The organism is Streptomyces sp. NPDC014623, assembly GCF_043088245.1.
Lineage (GTDB): Bacteria > Actinomycetota > Actinomycetes > Streptomycetales > Streptomycetaceae > Streptomyces.
In genome coordinates, this window is sequence record NZ_JBIBZU010000001.1 from 410,691 (window position 1) to 430,981 (window position 20,291).

The window sequence follows — 20,291 nt, forward strand, 5'->3', positions numbered from 1 at the left end:
GTACCGAAACCATCACACGGGTCCTTGGAGAGAGTGAAGCGATTCCTCCCGCGAACCACGTGAGTTCGGCCTCTTTCCCCGGATACACCACGAAGTGGATCACCTGTCCGCTTAAATGGATCCCGTAAGGCGATTTCCCTGAGCTAGCAGCGGAGAAGACCGTGACGGACCAACAGGACAGCGCGTTTCCCTACCCCCGGACCTGCCCGCTCCACCCGCCGCAGGAGTACGCCTCCCTGCGCGCCGAGCAGCCGATCACGAAGGTCACTCTGGCCTCCGGGCGGACCGCGTGGCTGCTCACCCGGCACGAGCACATACGGCAGTTGCTCGCCGGCCCTCACGTGAGTTCGAACCTGGCCCACCCCGGCTACCCCCTGCACTTCGACGTGCCGGCGGAAGTCATGGAGCAGATGCGGCCGGTACTTCTCGCCATGGACCCGCCCGTCCACACCGCGCAGCGCAGGATGGTGATCCCGGAGTTCACCGTCAAGCGGGTGCTCCGACTGCGCCCCCGCATCGAGGAGATCGTGGACGAGTGCATCTCCTCCATGCTCAGCGGCGAGGGGCCGGCCGACCTGGTCGACGCGCTCGCTCTTCCCGTGCCGTCGCTGGTGATCTGCGAGCTGCTCGGGGTGCCCTACGAGGACCGTGCGTTCTTCCAGGACCGAACCAGGAAGCTGGTCTCCGTCGACGCCGACCCACAGGAGCGCAACAGCGCGCATCAGGAGCTCCACACGTACTTCTCCGAGCTGGTCACCGCGCAGGAAGCGGACCCCGGCGACGACCTGCTCGGCAGACTCGTCGTCAAGAACCGCGAGACCGGCACGTTCGACCACGGTGAACTGGTCGGGATGGCGAACGTCCTCCTGGTCGGCGGCTACGAGACCACCGCGAACATGATCTCCCTCGGTGTCGTGGGCCTGCTGGAGAATCCCGGCCAGCTGGCCAAGCTCAGGGCCGACCCGGGTCTGGCCCCGCAGGCCGTCGACGAGCTGCTGCGCTACTTCAGCATCGCCGACCAGGTGACCTCCCGTGTGGCGACGGCCGACATCGAGATCGGGGGCGTCCTGATCCGCGCGGGCGAGGGCGTCATCGGGCTCAGCGCCTCGGGCAACTACGACGAGGCGGTGTTCCCCGACCCGGACCGGCTGGACATCGAGCGTGGCGGAAGGCACCACCTGGCATTCGGGCACGGCATCCATCAGTGCATCGGCCAGAACCTCGCCAAGCTGGAGCTGGAGGTCGTGTTCAGCACCCTCCTCGCAAGGGTCCCCGGTCTGAAGCTCGCCGTCCCGGTCGAGGAACTTCCCTTCAAGGACAGCATGGGGGTGTACGGCCTCCACAAGCTCCCGGTGACCTGGTGAGACACCTGTGAAGCCTCCGTCCGGCACAGGCCCTGCGGGGAAGGGACCACGCGGGACGGAGGCTTCGGCTGTTCGGCCCCGGTGCGTGCGGGCCCGGAACGATCCCAACGACAGGTCCTAACCGTCCAGCGCTTCCAGGCCCCTGCGCACGAGGTACGCCACGAGCCCCTCGGCAGCGGGAACCAGGCCGAGACGGTTGTTGGTGGTGTGCACGTAATTCGAGAGGCATCCCGGGTACGGCGTGCCGTCGAGCCGCAGGTCGCGGACATCGCCGCCGGGCTCGGCGCCGCACACGGAGCGAGCACGGGCGGCGGCCTCCGCGCTGATGTCGTGGAACACGTCGTCCGTGGCGCCGTCACGCCAGACCGCGGTGCACAGACTCGTGATCTGTGCCGAGACACCGTCGAACAGCCTGGGCCAGGCACGCTGCATGTCCTCCGGCGCGTACTTGCGCCACCAGTCCTCGTACTCCCGCAGGAACAGCATGGCCGCCTTCGGGCCGAGGCCCGCGCCGTGGAGGAACATCGCCATGATCCTCGCGGCCTCCCCTATGGGGGCCCGGCGCTCTTCCACCCACTTCCGCGGCTGCCGGCCCAGCAGGTCGAGCACCGCCACCGAGGACCTCCGGAAGACGGTCTCGGCGATCCGCAGCCCCTCCGTCCCCCCGTACTTGCGGTACTCCGGCTCATAGGGCACCCGGTCGAGGGCGCCGAGGGGCCTCCCCTCGGCGGAGGTCTCGTCCTCCAGACGGGCGAGCTCGTCCTGCAGGGTCAGCCCGAGCGCGTACTCGTCCCGCGCCTCACCGCCGAACTCCGGCATGGTGCGGGCCAGACCCGCGACGACCCGTTCGGCCGCCTCCGCCGAACCGGCCCCGGGGCCGCAGAGCATCCGCAGCCGCAGATGGGGCCCGCCCTGCCAGTAGCGGAGGAAGAAGAAGTGGTCCTGCAGACCCTCGGACCGGAGCAGCGGCTCGACCACGTCGCACAGGAAGGGGGTGTGCAGCGAATGCGGGACATGGATGTGGACCGTCCTCCACTCACGGGTCCCGGTCTGCCCGCTACTTGTCGGTACACAGTTCAACGAAGAACTCCTCTGCTGCGGTCCGGCCCGTGTCGGGTCCGTAGTCGTCCACCGAAGGAAGGCACTCGCGGATCGACACGAGCACATCGCCACGCGACAGTGCCGACTTCGCGAAGCTCCGGACCAGGAAGGGGTTCCGGAAGTCGACGTACATCGGCTTGTGGACGCTGGCACGGCGCAGGTGCGCGTAGTCCGCCCACTGACGGGTCACCTTCCGGCTGCGTCCGGCCATGACGTCACGTTCCTCGGGCGTCTGGCACAGCACGAAGGCGTGGCGGGGAAGGCCCCGGGACAGGCGCCAGGCGTCGAAGGCCACGAGCGCTTCGAACGCGTCCCGGCTCAGGTCCTGGAGCAGGGGGATCTCAGCGGCGGCCACGTTCCAGGACCTGCGGTCGGCCACCACGTCACCCACGACGAGACGGGGCGCCGTCCCGCCGTACACCGTGGGTCCGCCCGCGTCCCGGATGTCGTCCAGGGGCTTCCACAGATAGCGGTTGGACGGTGACAGCGCCTCGAGCAGACGGTAGAGCAGCGGCACCCCGACCGGGGTCATGAAGTTCATGGGCACGAGGTCGAGGACTTCCTGCGTCTCCGGGTCCCAGAGGCGCAGCGACCTGGTGGCGGGATCCGCGCGGACCTCCAGACGCTCCAGTCCGTACACCGTCCGGTCCGCGCCGAGCGACACCGCGCCGGGATAGTTCACGACCCGCCGGGTCACCGGGGGATGCAGGTTGAAGTTGAACCCGAGCACGGAGTTGAGGTCCACCTGGCCGGGGAACCTGCGGGCGAGATGGTCCCGCTGGGCATCCGGAAGGGACCAGTTCCCGGTTCCCCCGACGAACGAGCCGAACCGCGAGAAGTAGACGCCGTAGCCGGTGAGCAGGCCGTTCACGACCAGTGTCCGGTCCCTGTCCGGCAGCACGCCCTCGGCGAACTGCGCCCGGAACGTCACCGATTCGGTGTCCAGGAGGTCTTCGACCCCCGCGCAGACCTCTTCGATGACCGAGGGGTCCAGGTGCACGGTGTCGTCCCCGGGCACGAGTCGCTGCCGGATCGTGCGCAGGGCTTCTGCCCGCTGCGCCGTGTACCTCCCGACCGCCTCCACGTCACGCCCCATGAACACGTCGGCCTGTTCCTGGTCCGTCAGCGACGAGAAGGCCTGGAAGAACTCGAGGAAGGGCATGGTGCTGCGGTCCCCGAGCACACGGGTCGCGAAGGAGTGGAGGCCCAGCCGCTTCACCTGGCCGTTGTCCATCATCGAGGCCAGGCGCCAGAGACCCGTCAGGGCGGGGATGCTCTTCTCCACCGTCGGCAGGCTCCACGCCTGGGGCGGCGTGGACGCCGGCGTGTCCTCGAAGACCGGCGACTTCAGCACTTCCTCGGGGGGCGGGGAGACCTTGCACAGCTCGGCGATCTCACCGATCGCCGCGTAGGCCGAGTCGAGCAGCTTCTGCCGTTCGTCGGCCGTCGCCCGGGAGAAGTCGGTCTCCAGCCGCCTGAGCTCACCGAAGTGCCCGCGTAGCGCGGCCGTCTCCGGCGTCCCGCCGGCGGCGAGCATGCGGTCGAGCTTCGCCGTGTACTCGGGATCGTGGTCGTCGATCCGCGGCCGGAAGAACAGGACGCCGGCCCGGATGAGGCCTTGTACGACGTTCCGGCTCGCGTCCTGCTTCCCGGTGACGGCGGTGAGGTCGCGCAGCACCGTGGCCGCCGGAGCCGATCCTTGGGGCATCGCCGCGAGGAGCGCGTCGAAGAGCCCCTCCCGGCGGACCCGCAGCACCTTCTCGGAGGCGATCCGGCCCTCCTCCCGGGATCCTGGGGCGACACCGACGAATTCGACGGAATCGGCGCCGGCCCGCAGTGTGGAGTTCAGCACGAGGTGTCCCGGCTCCAGACCGCCCGGTACCAGTGGCAACCCGGCGAGCACCCAGTTCACGAGGAGGCGGTTCAGCGTGGTGACCGACTCCTGCGGTCCGCCGTCCCGGTGACCGGGATCCGCAGAGCCCGGATCGTCAGGGGGGAAGGCGCCGATCTCGGTGAACCGTCCGAAGGGTGACGGTTTCAGGCTCGCCCGGTACGCGAAGTTGACGAGGGAGGACTCGCGCAGGCGGGCCTTGCTCGGTTTGAGGGCAGCCGCTTCGTCACCCGAGACGAGGTCGCGCAGGCCCCGGTACAGCCGGTCCCCGGAAAGCTGGATGCTCCGGGCCATCGCATCGTGTTCGAAGAGTTCGCGGAAGCCGTCAGCGGCCCGGCTCTTCTCGCTCTCGAGCTGCAGTCGCCCCTCCTGCTCGCACTTCTCGGCCCGGGAGCCGAGCCCGCACCATCGCTCGACCTCGGCGAACACCTCGGATTCCAGATGCGGACGGAGTGACTCCAGTCGTGCCGCCGCACGGTCGTGCCGCAGGTTGTGCACGTCACGCCGCAGCTTGATCAGGCCGGCTCGGGCGTCGTCCCCCAGCGTGGGCACGACCTCGCCGAGGCGGTCGGCCAGACCGATGGCGTGCTTGCCGATCTCGTCCCGCAGAGCGTGCAGTTCGTCGATGTGCGACCAGGTGTCGGTGAAGGACATCCCTCCGAGCTCGCCCAGTGGGAGTCTGCTCCGCCGGCAGACGACGTACGGACTGATGTTCACACCCATAGGAATCCCCCAACTTCGTCACGCCGGCCCGGTTCATCACGGCGTGCGGTCATCGGGGCCGGCCGCGGAGAGGGCCCCGCCACACGGAGCCCGCCAGTCACTCCACCGAACCGGTCGGTTCGCGTTTGACAACACGTGTGCCGCCCTTCGGCCGGCCGGCATCGCGCAGACCCGCCCTCGTCCCGGGCACGGCGCCCGCATCGTCGGCGCATCTCCAGGAACGGCGCAGCCATTCGAATCGAACAGGCACGCCGGGACTGCAGAAGGCCACCGCCGAGGAACACCCCGACGGTGGCTCAACTGTTCCCCGGTCCCTAAATTCAGGACGAGGACGACGAAGAACTCGTCGAAACGCTGGTGGTCGTGCACGAGGCGGCCATCACCTGCGCCAGGTCGTCATTCTCCCCAGCACCTGCAATGAGGTCCGAAATCTCGAGCACATCGAGTTCGATCTGCTGCTCCATTGATTACACCCCCTTTCGTCAATGTGCTTCGAATCTAGGCATTCGACTGATCACAACGCAAGCATTATTCGAAGTGACGCAGATCACACAGGAGGCGGGGTTCCTTCCCCTCGTCTCACTGAGTTACGGTCGATTACAAGATCACGCGGCGGCCGGTCCGGCGCCGACTGAAATCTCGGGGGCTTGTTCGTGCACTTGTTCGCCACCATCCCGCAGCCCATTGGTTCAAAATACAACGACACGTTCGCGCCCCTGATTCGCGAATTGTTCGCGGCGGAGCGGGTAGGCGGGGCAGGCAGTCACGGCCCTTACTACTTCGTGCGCACCCAGGACCGACGGGACGGCGCAGAGGTCCTGCAGATCAGCATCGACGGAGTGCCCGACGGGGACGCCACCCGCGATGACCTGCAGAGATTCGCCCAGCGACACGGGTGCTCCGCACATGTGGACGCGACACCGCTGGATTCGGTTCCCTCACCGCTGTGGAACGCGGGATTCACCGGAACCGGATTCTCCGATTCCTCCAAGCGGCTCTTCCAGGAGGTCGCACCGATCCTCGTATCGTTCCTGGATCGCGCGGCGGAGGCACCGAATTCCCCACCGCCGGCACTCGGTGCCATCCGGCTCATGGTTGCGCACACCAGAGCGACCCTGCTGAGATCCCCGCAGAGAAAAATTGACGGTTACGAATTCAACGAGTTGCTTTCCCTGCGCCTGCTGAGCTACCGCTCACATTTCGAAGCGATATATCTGCGCACCAAGGACCCGAAATCCTTCGATGCCGCCTGCGCGAGATTCTACGAACAGGTCGGGACGGCCGCCCGGGAATTCATCACGGCGTGCGGCGACCCGGACGCCGAACACACGGACGATACGATTCGAAAATGGACGGACATCATCACGTCCGGATCGAGCCACCTGGCTGAAAGTTTTTCCGACGGATCCGTCGTCAACGCCGGACACACGCTCGAAGACCTCGTGCGCAAGCGGGGCGCCCCGGTCGAACCGACCCGCTTCCATACGCCACCGAGTGCCGAGCTCGATCACCTCATGCACCGCGACACCGACTTCCTGGCCTTCCGGCTGCAGACCAGCCTGCTGTACAGCTGCCTCTACTCCCTCGGCTTCAGCCTGGCGGAGAGGTACGTCTTCTGCTACGTCGTCGCACGTGCCAACGAAGAGGTCTGCGGCAAGTCCATGAAGGAACTCCAGGACGGTCTCGACGATCTGGCCAGGAGCATGGCGGCGGTGTCCAGGACGGCCACCGAGTAGGCGACGCGACACGGGCACGGGGAACATCCGGACGCAGGAAGAAGAACCACATGAATCCGAACAGGCACCAGGAGCACATCTCGGCCGAGCTGCGCGGCCTCGAAGAGCTCGTCTCGCCGTACGGACTGGTGTCGCGCACCGCGCCGCTGCCGGTGCGCGAGGGCGAGCCGCCCTTCGCCGTCCAGCTGGCCTACCTCGGAGTCCCGTCCCGTGCCCTCCCCAACCTCCGGACGTGGGCCCACGACGAGGACACCGGTAATTCCGACGGTGCCGGCACCGGACTCACGCCCGAACGCGCCAAGCTGGTCTCCATCGCGGAAGCGCTCGAGCGTTATTCCACGTGTGCGTGGGACGACGACGAGATGGTGGTCGCCGCGGAGGACGACCTCACCGAGGAGTACGTGTCACCGTCCCGGTGGCCCAGTTGCTCACCCACCGAGCTGGCACGGGACGACTGCAGCCTGACCGCGTACGACCCGTCGGTCCCGATCCGCTGGGTGCGTGCGTGGTCACTCACCCGGCAGGTACCGGTGCTCGTGCCGGCGATCTCGGTGTATCTGCACATGCCCTACCAGTCGAAGTCCGAGGAGTTCATCCGGGGCATCACCACGGGTGCCGCGGTGCACTCCGACGTACGCAGCGCCGTACTGGGCGGGCTGCTGGAGGTCGTCGAGCGGGACGCCATCGCTCTGGTCTGGCTCCAGCAGCTGCGACTGCCCGAGCTGGTCGTGGACCCGGAGCGGCTCGACGCCGGTGTCCGGGAGCTGTACAGGGTCGGCACCTCGACGGACCTGCGGGTGAGGCTGTTCGACGCGACGACGGACTTCGGCGTGCCGGTCGTCTACGCCGTGCAGCTCTCCGACGCCGACCCCGCGCTCGCCCAGATCGTCGCCGCCACCTGCGACGTCCGTCCTGAAGAGGCGTTGGGCAAGATCTACCGCGAACTCTCCTCCCTGCGGGTGGCGTTGCGCGGATACCTGTCGGCGTACGCCGGGCGCGAGCCCGATCCGGCCAAGGTGAGCGTGGTCGGCGGCGCTGTCCACAACGCCTCCCGCGACCGGCGGGACGTGTTCGGGTTCCTGCTGGACGGTGAACGCCCGTCGTACGGCCTCGACGGCATGCCGGGCCTGCCCGCGGGGGCGGACCCGCTGGACACCGTCGTCGACCGGCTCGCGGCGCGCGGCGCCGAAGTACTCGTCACCGACATCACCACGGACGAGGCGCGCCAGGTCGGCATGCGGGCGGTCAAGGTACTCGTGCCCGAGGCGATGCCCGTGTCGTTCGTGCACGGGGAGCGGTACCTCGGCACCCCGCGCCTCTACGAGGCGCCGCGCGCCATGGGGCACACGAGCTACACCGAGGACGCGCTCAACCCCGTGCAGCAGCCGTTCGCATGAGCGAGAAGAAGGAGCAGAGCAGCATGTCGCACGATCCGCGTCCGCAGTGCCTGTACCTGGTGGGTGACGCCTTCGGCCGGCGGCTCACCGGACACCGCGGTGTCCCTCCGGAGCAGCAGGTGTCCTTCGAGGACTTCCGGGAAGAGACCCCGCCGCACGCTGAGGTCGTGGTCCCCGTGCACGCAGGCGGTGACCCGGAGTTCCGCGACGAGGTCGACCGGCTCTGCGCGGAGCGCGGCACGCCGTCCGTCGGGCTCCAGTTGCTGCCGACCAAGATCGTCTGCGGGCCGGCCGTGGTTCCGGGCAGGACGGCGTGCTACGCGTGCTTCAGGAAGCGCGCCGCCCAGCACGCGGGCACCGCTCTCCCGTACGACATGGACGCGGCCCTGTCCGGCCTGGCCGAGGGCTTCGGGCGGCAGCACGTAGCTGTGGCCTCCGGCCTCCTGGACCTCGCCCTGACCGAGATCACCACGGGCGTCACGGGGATCGGGGGCACCGTACGCACGTTCAACCTCGTCTCGGGAACCGTCTCGTCCGCGGTGACGGTCTCGGTGAACCGGTGCCCGCGGTGCGGGGACCGGTTCTCGCGGGCGCGTGCGGACAGCGCCATGCCGGTTCCGGAACTGCTGCGGTAAAGAGGAGATCGATCATGGTTGCCGAGATGAAGGCCGAGCAGATCGGTCGGGCCGCGCGCACGGACATGCAGTTGGTCGTCCCCTCCCGGCCCGTCCTGCGACGCGGGGTGAGGCTGCGCCGGGCCGGGGAATCCGTCGTGCTCGACGGCGCCGACCGGGCACAGGTGTTCTCCGGCGCGTTCGCCCGTGAAGGGCTGGTGTCCCTGACCGAGGCGTGTGACGGCACCCGTGACCACGCTGAACTGGCACACAGGACCGGTTTCGACGAGGCCACGGTCTACAAGTGCCTCGCCCTGCTCTGGACGGCCGGGGCGATCGAGGAGGCCGTGTCCGGGAAGGAGCCGGACGTCAGCCCCGAGTGGGCCGTCTTCCTCTCCCGCCTGGGCAATTCCACCGGGGCGAACCCGTCCTGGGCGGACGCCGCTGCGCGACTGGCACTGCGCTCCGTGCGCCTCGAGGGGGACGCCACCCTCGTCGCAGGGGCCCACCGGTCGCTCCAGGAGGTGTGCCAGGTGGTCACGGGCCCGGCCGGCCCGCCGGGCCCCGGGGACGAGCTCACCGTGTTCTTCGAGACGCTCGTGTCGGCACCGTTGCTCGCCGCCACCGAGCAACGGTGCCGGCAGGACGGGCGCCCGCTGCTGCGGGTGCGCGCCGACGAACGGACGATCACCGTGGGACCGTACGCCGACCTCTCGATCACGCCCTGCCTGGACTGCGGCCGCCACGGTGAGGCGGACCTCTCCGGCGAACCGCCCGAGCACCTGCACGACCTGGTCGTCGGCCTGGCCTCGCACCACGTCACCGCGTTGCTCGCACGGGCCACGGTCTCGCACCTCCCCGGCGACTCCACCGTCATCGACACCGCCACCCTGGCCACGGCCTACCGTCCGCTGGCCGTGCGCCCCGGATGTCCCCGGTGCTCCTACGCGCGGGGCCCGGTCGCACCGCAGGCCCCGGCCGGGACCGTCTACGAGGCCTCGGTCGCGATGCCTCCCCGCGCCTTCCTCGCTCCGAAGGACCACCAGGCGCACTACTACGCGTCCAACGTGCGCCTGCAGTCGCAGTTCAAGGACTGGCCGAGCCGCCCGCACACACCGCTCCCCGCCCTCGATCTCGCGGTCCTCGCCGAGTCCGGGCGCCACGACCCGTCGCACGGCGAGGTCCCCCTCACGCTGAGCTCCCTGGGGCTGCTGCTGAAGATCGCCTTCGGTGTGAAGGACGACGAGACGACACCGGAACGCGTCAAGCGGTGGACCGCGGCGTCGGGGAACATCGGCAGCACGACGGCTTACGTGGTGCTGCGTGACGAGCGGATCATGCCGCCGGGGATCTACGCCTACGCCCAGGACAGCCACACACTCGTGACACTCTCCGACGAGGTGCCTCCGGGCGACTCGACGTGCGACATCATCATCACCGGGGACCTCAAGAAGGTCATGACCAAGTACGGCACGTTCGGCTTCAGGCTGGTGTTCCTGGACGCCGGCTGCAACCTGGCCAGTATGCGGGAGCTCTCGCAGCACCTGGGGCTGGGTTTCACACCGCGGTCGGAGTGGGACGACGAAGCGTTGGCCCTGGTGCTCGGCACCACACCGGCGGATGAGCCCATCGCCGCCTTCGCGACCCTGGGAGGACCCGCATGAGGAGCGACCTGACGTCCATGACGGCTGTGCTGGAGGGCTTCACCTCCCGGGCGAGCACGTCGGACGGCCTGGCGGCGGAGCGCCGGCCGGTGCCGTTCGCGAACGCCGTGCCCGTCGAACCGGATCCCCCGGCCGAAGCTCTACGGCCGGTGCACGACCTGCGGGGCACACTCGAGCGGCGCCGCTCCTCGCTGCACTACACACCACGGCCGGTACGCACGGACGTGATCCTCTCGCTGCTGCGCGACGTGCTGCGCCGGGACCGTGACGACTGGGGGCTCGACGCCTCGGCGGGCGCGCTGGAGGGCTTCGTCTTCGCGTTCCGCAGCGAGGGCACCGCGCCGGGGCTCTACCGGGTGACCGCCGAGGAGAGCTTCCACCTGGCCGGACTCGAAGAGATCGGGCCTCCGGAGAACCTCGGTGTCCAGCGCGAGTTCTCCACCGGCGCGGGGATCGTCGCGCTGTACGCGAGTCTGGACCGGGCCGACACCTGGGCGGGGGCCCACGGCTACCGGATCAGCGCGCTGCGGGCCTCGATGGCCACCTACGACCTCAATTTCCGGTGTCAGGCACTGGGCCTCGTCGGCACGCTGTTCGGCGGCTTCGTCCCGTCGTCCGTGCATCGTCTGGTCCACAGCGACGGGGCCACCCGCCATTCCCTCCTGGCCACCACGTACGCCCATCCCCCTCGCAGCTGAACGCCGGGGCGGAGGGGCGCCGCGTCGCGACGGCCCGCACCACCCGCCGGGGTGTGCGGGCCGTCGTCCTGTCCGGGAACCGGCCGCGGGGAGGGCCCCGCACCGGACCCGCGCGGTGACAACAGCACAGGGCCCGTACGGCGTGATGCCGTACGGGCCCTGCTTGGTGCTGTGCGCTCAGTTCAGAGCAACCGGGTTACCCCGACCCACAAGTAAGGGAATTACTTGGTGATCTTGGTGACCTGGCCGGCGCCCACCGTGCGACCACCCTCACGGATGGCGAACTTCAGGCCCTCTTCCATGGCGACCGGCTGGATCAGCGCGACGTCCATGAGGGTGTTGTCACCCGGCATGACCATCTCGGTGCCCTCGGGAAGGGTCACAACGCCCGTCACGTCCGTGGTACGGAAGTAGAACTGCGGGCGGTAGTTGTTGAAGAACGGGGTGTGACGGCCACCCTCGTCCTTCGACAGGATGTAGGCCTGGGCCTGGAACTCGGTGTGCGGCGTGACCGAACCCGGCTTGATGATGACCTGGCCGCGCTCGACGTCCTCGCGCTTGATGCCACGAAGCAGCAGACCGACGTTCTCACCGGCCTGGCCCTCGTCGAGCAGCTTGCGGAACATCTCGATGCCGGTGACCGTGGTGGTGGTCTTCTCGGTCTTGATACCGACGATGTCGACGGTCTCGTTGACCTTCAGGACACCACGCTCGATGCGGCCGGTGACGACCGTACCGCGACCGGTGATCGTGAAGACGTCCTCGATGGGCATGAGGAACGGCTTCTCGACGTCACGCTCGGGCTGCGGGATGGCCTCGTCGACGGCGGACATGAGGTTGAGGACCGACTGGCCCCACTCCTTGTCGCCCTCGAGCGCCTTGAGCGCCGAGACCTTGACGACGGGAACGTCGTCGCCCGGGAACTCGTACTCGGAGAGGAGCTCACGGACCTCGAGCTCGACGAGCTCCAGGATCTCCTCGTCGTCCACCATGTCGGCCTTGTTCAGCGCGACGACGATGTACGGCACGCCGACCTGGCGGGCCAGGAGCACGTGCTCCTTGGTCTGCGGCATCGGGCCGTCGGTGGCCGCGACCACGAGGATGGCGCCGTCCATCTGCGCCGCACCCGTGATCATGTTCTTGATGTAGTCCGCGTGACCCGGGCAGTCGACGTGCGCGTAGTGACGCGACTCCGTCTGGTACTCGACGTGCGCGATCGAGATGGTGATACCGCGCTGGCGCTCTTCAGGAGCCTTGTCGATCTGGTCGAAGGCCGAGGCCTCGTTCAGGTCCGGGTACGCGTCGTGCAGCACCTTGGTAATGGCGGCCGTGAGGGTCGTCTTACCGTGGTCGATGTGACCGATGGTGCCGATGTTGACGTGCGGCTTAGTCCGCTCGAACTTTGCCTTCGCCACTGGGGTCCTCCTGAGTGGTTCTGTACGCCTTGCTTCATCGGCGCCAGGTGATCTTTGCTGGAATGCCGGTGCCGGGGGGCATGTGCCGCACTGCGGCACATGCCCGACCGGGCTCCGGTGACAAGCCTAAAGCGTGAGCTCGGAAGAGTTACTCGCCCTTGGCCTTCGCGATGATCTCCTCGGCGACGTTCCGCGGAACCTCGGCGTAGGAGTCGAACTGCATCGAGTAGCTTGCGCGACCCGAGGTCTTGCTGCGGAGGTCTCCGACGTAGCCGAACATCTCCGAGAGGGGCACGAGGCCCTTCACGACGCGAGCGCCGTGGCGCTCCTCCATGGCCTGGATCTGGCCACGGCGGGAGTTGATGTCGCCGACCACTTCACCCATGTAGTCCTCGGGCGTGGTGACCTCGACGGCCATCATCGGCTCGAGAAGCACGGGGGACGCCTTGCGAGCACCCTCCTTGAACGCCTGCGAACCAGCGATCTTGAAGGCGAGCTCCGAGGAGTCGACCTCGTGGTAACCACCGTCGAGAAGGGTGACGCGGACGCCCACCATCTCGTAGCCGGCCAGGATGCCGAACTGCATGGCTTCCTGGGCACCCGCGTCCACCGAGGGAATGTACTCACGGGGGATGCGGCCACCGGTGACCTTGTTGACGAACTCGTACGACGCGTCGCCGCCCTCGATGGGCTCGATGGCGATCTGCACCTTCGCGAACTGGCCGGTACCACCAGTCTGCTTCTTGTGCGTGAAGTCGATACGCTCGACGGCCTTGCGGATCGTCTCACGATATGCGACCTGGGGCTTGCCGACGTTCGCCTCGACGCGGAACTCGCGCTTCATGCGGTCGACGAGCACCTCGAGGTGAAGCTCGCCCATACCACCGATGATGGTCTGGCCGGTCTCCTCGTCGGAGTGCACCTGGAAGGAGGGGTCCTCCTCCGAGAGACGCTGGATGGCGACACCCAGCTTCTCCTGGTCACCCTTGGACTTGGGCTCGATGGCGACCTGGATGACCGGCGCCGGGAAGTCCATGGACTCCAGGATCACCGGGTTCTTGTCGTCACACAGCGTCTCACCCGTGGTGGTCTGCTTCAGGCCCATGACGGCGACGATGTCACCGGCGCCCACCGAGGGGATCTCCTCACGCTTGTTCGCGTGCATGCGGTAGATCTTCCCGATGCGCTCCTTCTTGCCCTTGACCGAGTTCAGCACCGCGGTGCCGGCCTCGAGGCGACCGGAGTAGATCCGGACGAAGGTGAGCTTACCGAGGTGCGGGTCGCTCGCGATCTTGAACGCCAGGCCGGAGAACGGCTCGTCGTCCGAGGGCTTCCGCCGGATGACCTCCTCCGGGTCCTTGACGTCGTGACCCTCGATGGCCTCGACGTCCAGGGGAGAAGGCAGGTAGCGGACGACCGCGTCGAGCAGGGGCTGGACGCCCTTGTTCTTGAACGCCGTGCCACAGAAGACGGGGGTCACGGTGACGGAGTCGGCCGAGCCCTTCGACGCGAGCGTGATACGGCGGATCGCGTCGTGCAGCTGCTCCTCGGTGGGCTCTTCGCCCTCGAGGTACAGCTCCATCATCTGGTCGTCGTTCTCCGAGACGGCCTCGAGGAGCTTGCCGCGCCATTCCTCGGCGGCCTCCTTGAGGTTGTCCGGGATCTCGACGGTGTCGTACATCTCGCCCTTGACGGCCTCTTCGGGGTACACGAAGGCCTTCATCGTCACGAGGTCGACGACGCCTCGGAAGTCGGCCTCCGCACCGATAGGGAGCTGCATGACGATCGGGACCGCGCCAAGGCGCTGAACGATCATGTCGACGCAACGAAGGAAGTCGGCACCGGTGCGGTCGAGCTTGTTGACGAAGCAGATGCGCGGAACGCCGTAGCGGTCCGCCTGACGCCAGACGGTCTCGGACTGGGGCTCGACACCGGCCACACCGTCGAACACGGTGACGGCACCGTCGAGGACGCGGAGCGAACGCTCCACCTCGACGGTGAAGTCGACGTGACCCGGGGTGTCGATGATGTTGATGGTGTGGTCAACATCATTGAGCGGCCAGTGACAGGTCGTCGCGGCGGACGTGATCGTGATGCCGCGCTCCTGCTCCTGCTCCATCCAGTCCATCGTGGCTGCGCCGTCGTGGACCTCACCGATCTTGTACGAAACGCCGGTGTAGAAGAGGATCCGCTCGGTGGTGGTCGTCTTGCCCGCGTCGATGTGGGCCATGATCCCGATGTTGCGGACCTTGGCCAGGTCAAGCGAAGTGGTGGCCATAAGGCTCAATCTTCTCTCGGTCTCGATGGGGTGAGCGACTACCAGCGGTAGTGCGCGAAGGCCTTGTTGGACTCGGCCATCTTGTGGGTGTCCTCGCGCTTCTTGACGGCAGCGCCAAGACCGTTGGAGGCGTCGAGCAGCTCGTTCATGAGGCGCTCGGTCATGGTCTTCTCGCGACGGGCGCGGGAGTAACCCACGACCCAGCGCAGAGCGAGGGTGGCGGCGCGGCCGGGCTTGACCTCGATCGGCACCTGGTAGGTGGCGCCACCGACACGGCGGGACTTGACCTCGAGCGAGGGCTTGACGTTCTCAAGCGCGCGCTTCAGCGTGATGACCGGGTCTGCACCGGTCTTCTCGCGGAGGCCTTCCATGGCGCCGTACACGATCCGCTCGGCGGTGGAACGCTTGCCGTCGAGCAGGATCTTGTTGATCAGCGAGGTGACAAGAGGAGAGCTGTAGACCGGGTCGATGATGACCGGGCGCTTCGGGGCGGGGCCCTTACGAGGCATTCTTACTTCTCCTTCTTGGCGCCGTAGCGGCTGCGGGCCTGCTTGCGGTTCTTGACACCCTGGGTGTCGAGCGAACCGCGGATGATCTTGTAACGAACACCCGGCAGGTCCTTCACACGGCCACCACGCACGAGCACGATGGAGTGCTCCTGCAGGTTGTGCCCCTCACCCGGGATGTAGGCCGTGACCTCGATACCGGAGGTCAGACGCACACGCGCGACCTTACGGAGCGCCGAGTTCGGCTTCTTCGGGGTGGTCGTGAACACACGCGTGCAGACGCCACGACGCTGGGGCGAACCCTCGAGCGCGGGCGTCTTGTTCTTCTCGACCTTGTCCTGCCGGCCCTTCCGGACCAGCTGCTGGATCGTAGGCACTACTTCTCCGGTTTCTGTGTGCCGTTCGTGAAACTAACCTGGAACACTCACCGACCCACGCGGTCGGGTGTGTCGAATACTGCAAGCCCCCGCCGTGAAGCGGAAGGAACACAGATTGCGGTGGCAACCAACGGACTCGCCATGCGGTTGAAGACACGCAGCCGAGCCCAGGCACACCCCAGGCACAAGGCTTGAGCGTACCTACCTCACGGAGCTGGGTCAAAACAAATGGAGTCCGTCTCCGGCCCCCGGTCCCGGCGGGGGCCCCGCCCGGGACGTGGAGACCCCCCGGGACGACGGCCGGCCGGACAGCCCGACCCCTCCCACCAGCATGAACGGCCGGCCGACGACGGATGCCCGGTCGGGTCCCCCACGGGGGCCGGCCGCACAGCGGTCACCCCGGGTGACCGACCTCACGCTGGGCCCCCGCCGGACACACAGAAGGGCGCCCACCCCGTACGTGGTACTCGACGGGGTGGGCGCCCTTCTCACTCACTTCTACTGGTTGTACGGACCGTAGTCGTAGTCCTCCAGCGGGACGGCCTGGCCGGAGCCCGTGCCGAACGGCGAGTAGTCGATGTCGTCGTAACCGACGGCCGAGTACATCGCGGCCTTGGCTTCCTCGGTCGGCTCGACCCGGATGTTGCGGTAGCGGGACAGGCCCGTACCGGCCGGGATGAGCTTACCGATGATGACGTTCTCCTTGAGGCCGATCAGGGAGTCCGACTTGGCGTTGATCGCCGCGTCGGTCAGGACCCTGGTCGTCTCCTGGAAGGACGCCGCCGACAGCCACGACTCGGTGGCGAGCGAGGCCTTCGTGATACCCATCAGCTGCGGACGGCCGGAGGCGGGGTGACCGCCCTCGGTGACCACACGACGGTTCTCGGTCTCGAACTTCGACCGCTCGACGAGCTCGCCCGGCAGCAGCTCCGCGTCACCGGACTCGATGATCGTCACGCGGCGCAGCATCTGCCGGATGATGATCTCGATGTGCTTGTCGTGGATCGACACGCCCTGCGAGTTGTAGACCTTCTGGACCTCGCCGACCAGGTGGACCTGGACCGCGCGCTGACCGAGGATCCGCAGCACGTCGTGCGGGTTGGTGGCACCGACGGTGAGCTTCTGGCCCACCTCGACCGCGTCGCCCTCGCCGACCAGGAGACGGGCACGCTTGGAGATCGGGAACGCCGTCTCCTCGCTGCCGTCGTCCGGGGTGACGACGAGCTTCTTGGTCTTCTCGGTCTCCTCGATCCGGACGCGGCCGGCCGCCTCCGAGATCGGGGCGACACCCTTGGGTGTACGGGCCTCGAAGAGCTCGACGACACGCGGCAGACCCTGGGTGATGTCGTCACCGGCCACACCACCGGTGTGGAAGGTACGCATCGTCAGCTGGGTGCCGGGCTCACCGATGGACTGGGCGGCGATGATGCCGACCGCCTCACCGATGTCGACCAGCTTGCCGGTGGCGAGCGAGCGTCCGTAGCAGAAGGCACAGGTGCCGACCGCGGACTCGCAGGTCAGGACCGAGCGGGTCTTGACCTCCTCGACGCCGGCGCCCACCAGGGCGTCGATCAGGACGTCACCGAGGTCGACGTTGGCAGGCGCGATGACCTTGCCGTCGACGACGACGTCCTCGGCGAGCATGCGGGCGTAGACCGAGGTCTCGACGTCGTCCGTCTTGCGCAGGACACCGTCGGCGCCCTTGACGGCGATCTTCAGCTTGAGGCCGCGGTCGGTGCCGCAGTCCTCCTCGCGGATGATGACGTCCTGCGAGACGTCCACCAGACGGCGGGTGAGGTAGCCCGAGTCGGCGGTACGCAGGGCGGTGTCCGCCAGACCCTTACGGGCACCGTGCGTGGAGATGAAGTACTCCAGAACGGTGAGGCCCTCACGGAAGGACGCCTTGATGGGACGGGGGATCGTCTCGTTCTTGGCGTTCGACACCAGACCGCGCATACCCGCGATCTGACGCATCTGCATCATGTTTCCTCGGGCACCCGAGTCGACCATCATGAAGATGGGGTTCGTCTTCGGGAAGTTCGCGTTCATCGCCTCGGCGACCTCGTTGGTCGCCTTGGTCCAGATCGCGATGAGTTCCTGCGTGCGCTCGTCCTTGGTGATGAGACCGCGCTCGTACTGCTTCTGGACCTTCTCGTCCTGCTCCTCGTAGCCCTTGACGATGGCCTTCTTGGCCTCGGGCACGACGACGTCGGAGATGGCCACGGTCACGCCGGAGCGGGTCGCCCAGTGGAAACCGGCCGCCTTCAGGTTGTCGAGCGTCGCCGCCACGATGACCTTGGGGTAGCGCTCGGCCAGGTCGTTGACGATCTCGGAGAGCTGCTTCTTGCCCACCGAGTAGTCGACGAACGGGTAGTCCTCGGGCAGCAGCTCGTTGAAGAGCGCGCGGCCCAGGCTCGTACGCAGACGGAAGGTGTCACCCGGCTGGTACTCGGGCTCGCCCTCCTCGGCGACCGGCGGCACCCAGCCGCGCGGGGGCATGGTGCCCACCGGGAAGCGGATGTCGACCTTCGCCTGGAGTGACAGCTCGCGGGCGTCGAAGGCCATGGTGGCCTCGGCCGTGGAACCGAACGCGCGGTCCGTGCCCTTGACGTCGCGGCCCTCTTCGTCCGTGGTGAGGAAGAAGAGGCCCAGCACCATGTCCTGGGTCGGCATGGTGACGGGACGGCCGTCGGCCGGCTTCAGGATGTTGTTCGAGGACAGCATCAGGATGCGGGCCTCGGCCTGCGCCTCCGCGGAGAGCGGCAGGTGCACGGCCATCTGGTCGCCGTCGAAGTCCGCGTTGAACGCGGTGCAGACGAGCGGGTGGATCTGGATGGCCTTGCCCTCGACCAGCTGCGGCTCGAAGGCCTGGATGCCGAGGCGGTGCAGGGTGGGCGCACGGTTCAGCAGCACCGGGTGCTCGGCGATGACCTCTTCGAGGACGTCGTACACGACGGTGCGGCCACGCTCGACCATGCGCTTGGCCGACTTGATGTTCTGCGCGTGGTTCAGGTCCACCAGGCGCTTCATCACGAACGGCTTGAAGAGCTCCAGCGCCATCGCCTTCGGCAGACCGCACTGGTGCAGCTTGAGCTGCGGACCGACGACGATCACGGAACGCGCGGAGTAGTCCACGCGCTTACCGAGGAGGTTCTGGCGGAAACGGCCCTGCTTGCCCTTCAGCATGTCGCTGAGGGACTTCAGGGGACGGTTACCGGGACCGGTGACCGGGCGACCGCGGCGGCCGTTGTCGAACAGCGCGTCGACGGCCTCCTGCAGCATCCGCTTCTCGTTGTTCACGATGATCTCGGGGGCACCGAGATCGAGGAGACGCTTGAGGCGGTTGTTGCGGTTGATCACACGGCGGTACAAGTCGTTCAGGTCGGAGGTCGCGAAGCGGCCACCGTCCAGCTGCACCATCGGACGCAGGTCCGGCGGGATGACCGGCACGCAGTCGAGCACCATGCCCTTGGGCTTGTTGCTGGTCTGCAGGAACGCGGAGACGACCTTGAGGCGCTTGAGCGCACGGGTCTTCTTCTGGCCCTTGCCGGTACGGATGATCTCGCGGAGGCGCTCGGCCTCCTCGTCGAGGTCGAAGGACTCCAGGCGCTTCTGCAGCGCGGCGGCGCCCATGCAGCCGTCGAAGTACGTACCGAAGCGGTCGCGCAGCTCGCGGTAGAGCAGCTCGTCGCCCTCGAGGTCCTGGACCTTGAGGTTCTTGAAGCGGCTCCACACCTCGTCGAGACGGTCGATCTCGCGCTGCGCACGGTCACGCAGCTGCTTCATCTCACGCTCGGCGCCTTCGCGCACCTTGCGGCGCACGTCGGCCTTGGCGCCCTCGGCCTCGAGCTCGGCCAGGTCGGTCTCGAGCTTCTTGGCGCGGTTCTCGAGGTCCGAGTCACGGCGGTTCTCGATCTGCTGGCGCTCGACGGAGACGTGCGCCTCCAGCGACGGGAGGTCACGCGTGCGGCGCTCCTCGTCGACGAACGTGATCATGTACGCAGCGAAGTAGATGACCTTCTCGAGGTCCTTCGGCGCGAGGTCCAGCAGGTATCCGAGGCGCGACGGGACGCCCTTGAAGTACCAGATGTGGGTGACGGGAGCGGCAAGCTCGATGTGGCCCATGCGCTCACGGCGCACCTTGGCGCGCGTGACCTCGACGCCACAGCGCTCACAGATGATGCCCTTGAAGCGGACACGCTTGTACTTGCCGCAGTAGCACTCCCAGTCCCGGGTCGGACCGAAGATCTTCTCGCAGAAGAGTCCGTCCTTCTCGGGCTTGAGCGTGCGGTAGTTGATGGTCTCCGGCTTCTTCACTTCGCCGTGGGACCAGGTCCGGATGTCGTCCGCGGTGGCAAGGCCGATCCGCAGCTCGTCGAAGAAGTTGACGTCGAGCACTTGTCGTCAATCCCTCTTTCGGGGGTTCGAGCCCCCTCGCTTCACGCGAGAAATCGGGGCACTTCAGCAATGGTCTGAACGGGTCCGGGGAGAGCCGGCCAAATCACGGGGATCCGGCCGGACAACCCG

At 67.6% G+C, this 20,291-nt stretch carries 14 protein-coding genes; 6 read left to right on the top strand and 8 right to left on the bottom strand.

Features of this window, described 5'->3' with window-relative positions; all coding sequences use genetic code 11:
* Positions 1–161 precede the first annotated feature (161 nt).
* Positions 162–1,364, top strand: a complete 1,203-nt coding sequence (locus ACF1FZ_RS01985; RefSeq protein ID WP_391771411.1) for a cytochrome P450 — start codon at positions 162–164, stop codon at positions 1,362–1,364.
* A gap of 117 nt (positions 1,365–1,481) precedes the next feature.
* Here the strand turns inward: ACF1FZ_RS01985 and ACF1FZ_RS01990 are convergent, their stop codons facing one another.
* The 3 genes from ACF1FZ_RS01990 to ACF1FZ_RS02000 all read right to left on the bottom strand — a co-directional run bounded on the left by ACF1FZ_RS01990 (position 1,482) and on the right by ACF1FZ_RS02000 (position 5,543).
* The gene (locus ACF1FZ_RS01990; RefSeq protein ID WP_391771412.1) at positions 1,482–2,444 is read right to left on the bottom strand and encodes a lantibiotic dehydratase C-terminal domain-containing protein; all 963 of its coding nucleotides are present in this window, start codon (positions 2,442–2,444) and stop codon (positions 1,482–1,484) included.
* Positions 2,422–5,073, bottom strand: a complete 2,652-nt coding sequence (locus ACF1FZ_RS01995) for a lantibiotic dehydratase (RefSeq protein WP_391771413.1) — start codon at positions 5,071–5,073, stop codon at positions 2,422–2,424. The genes ACF1FZ_RS01990 and ACF1FZ_RS01995 overlap by 23 nt, the downstream gene beginning before the upstream one ends.
* A 326-nt stretch (positions 5,074–5,399) precedes the next feature.
* A complete protein-coding gene (locus tag ACF1FZ_RS02000) occupies positions 5,400–5,543 on the bottom strand; it encodes a thiocillin/thiostrepton family thiazolyl peptide (protein WP_078597647.1) in 144 nt (47 codons plus the stop codon).
* A 195-nt stretch (positions 5,544–5,738) separates the two neighbouring features.
* Between ACF1FZ_RS02000 and ACF1FZ_RS02005 the strand changes: the two genes are divergently transcribed.
* Genes ACF1FZ_RS02005 through ACF1FZ_RS02025 form a run of 5 tightly spaced genes read left to right on the top strand, consistent with a single transcriptional unit; the run spans position 5,739 to position 11,188 of the window.
* Positions 5,739–6,815, top strand: a complete 1,077-nt coding sequence (locus tag ACF1FZ_RS02005; protein WP_391771414.1) for a hypothetical protein — start codon at positions 5,739–5,741, stop codon at positions 6,813–6,815.
* 50 nt (positions 6,816–6,865) lie between these two features.
* Positions 6,866–8,212, top strand: coding sequence for a YcaO-like family protein (locus tag ACF1FZ_RS02010; protein WP_391771415.1), 1,347 nt, complete (start codon positions 6,866–6,868; stop codon positions 8,210–8,212).
* Positions 8,209–8,847, top strand: coding sequence for a cyclodehydratase (locus ACF1FZ_RS02015; RefSeq protein WP_391771416.1), 639 nt, complete (start codon positions 8,209–8,211; stop codon positions 8,845–8,847). The genes ACF1FZ_RS02010 and ACF1FZ_RS02015 overlap by 4 nt, the downstream gene beginning before the upstream one ends.
* Positions 8,848–8,861: 14 nt before the next feature.
* Positions 8,862–10,490, top strand: coding sequence for a tpaE (locus ACF1FZ_RS02020; RefSeq protein ID WP_391771417.1), 1,629 nt, complete (start codon positions 8,862–8,864; stop codon positions 10,488–10,490).
* Positions 10,487–11,188: a tpaF gene (locus ACF1FZ_RS02025; protein ID WP_391771418.1), complete on the top strand. Its 702-nt coding sequence runs from the start codon at positions 10,487–10,489 to the stop codon at positions 11,186–11,188. Before ACF1FZ_RS02020 ends, ACF1FZ_RS02025 begins: the two co-directional genes overlap by 4 nt.
* A gap of 221 nt (positions 11,189–11,409) precedes the next feature.
* Here ACF1FZ_RS02025 and tuf read toward each other — a convergent pair whose 3' ends face one another.
* The 5 genes from tuf to ACF1FZ_RS02050 all read right to left on the bottom strand — a co-directional run bounded on the left by tuf (position 11,410) and on the right by ACF1FZ_RS02050 (position 20,162).
* Complete coding sequence (tuf, locus tag ACF1FZ_RS02030) at positions 11,410–12,603, bottom strand: elongation factor Tu (RefSeq protein ID WP_391771419.1); 1,194 nt, start codon at positions 12,601–12,603, stop codon at positions 11,410–11,412.
* Between the two features lie 148 nt (positions 12,604–12,751).
* Positions 12,752–14,881 carry an elongation factor G gene (fusA, locus tag ACF1FZ_RS02035; RefSeq protein ID WP_391771420.1) on the bottom strand — a complete coding sequence of 710 codons (2,130 nt, stop codon included), beginning with the start codon at positions 14,879–14,881 and terminating at the stop codon, positions 12,752–12,754.
* Positions 14,882–14,919: 38 nt separating this feature from the next.
* Entirely contained in the window at positions 14,920–15,390 is a 471-nt protein-coding gene (rpsG, locus tag ACF1FZ_RS02040) for a 30S ribosomal protein S7 (RefSeq protein WP_018101248.1), read from the bottom strand.
* A gap of 2 nt (positions 15,391–15,392) precedes the next feature.
* Positions 15,393–15,764 carry a 30S ribosomal protein S12 gene (rpsL, locus tag ACF1FZ_RS02045; RefSeq protein WP_003948652.1) on the bottom strand — a complete coding sequence of 124 codons (372 nt, stop codon included), beginning with the start codon at positions 15,762–15,764 and terminating at the stop codon, positions 15,393–15,395.
* A 498-nt stretch (positions 15,765–16,262) separates the two neighbouring features.
* Positions 16,263–20,162 carry a DNA-directed RNA polymerase subunit beta' gene (locus ACF1FZ_RS02050; RefSeq protein WP_391771421.1) on the bottom strand — a complete coding sequence of 1,300 codons (3,900 nt, stop codon included), beginning with the start codon at positions 20,160–20,162 and terminating at the stop codon, positions 16,263–16,265.
* Positions 20,163–20,291 lie beyond the last annotated feature (129 nt).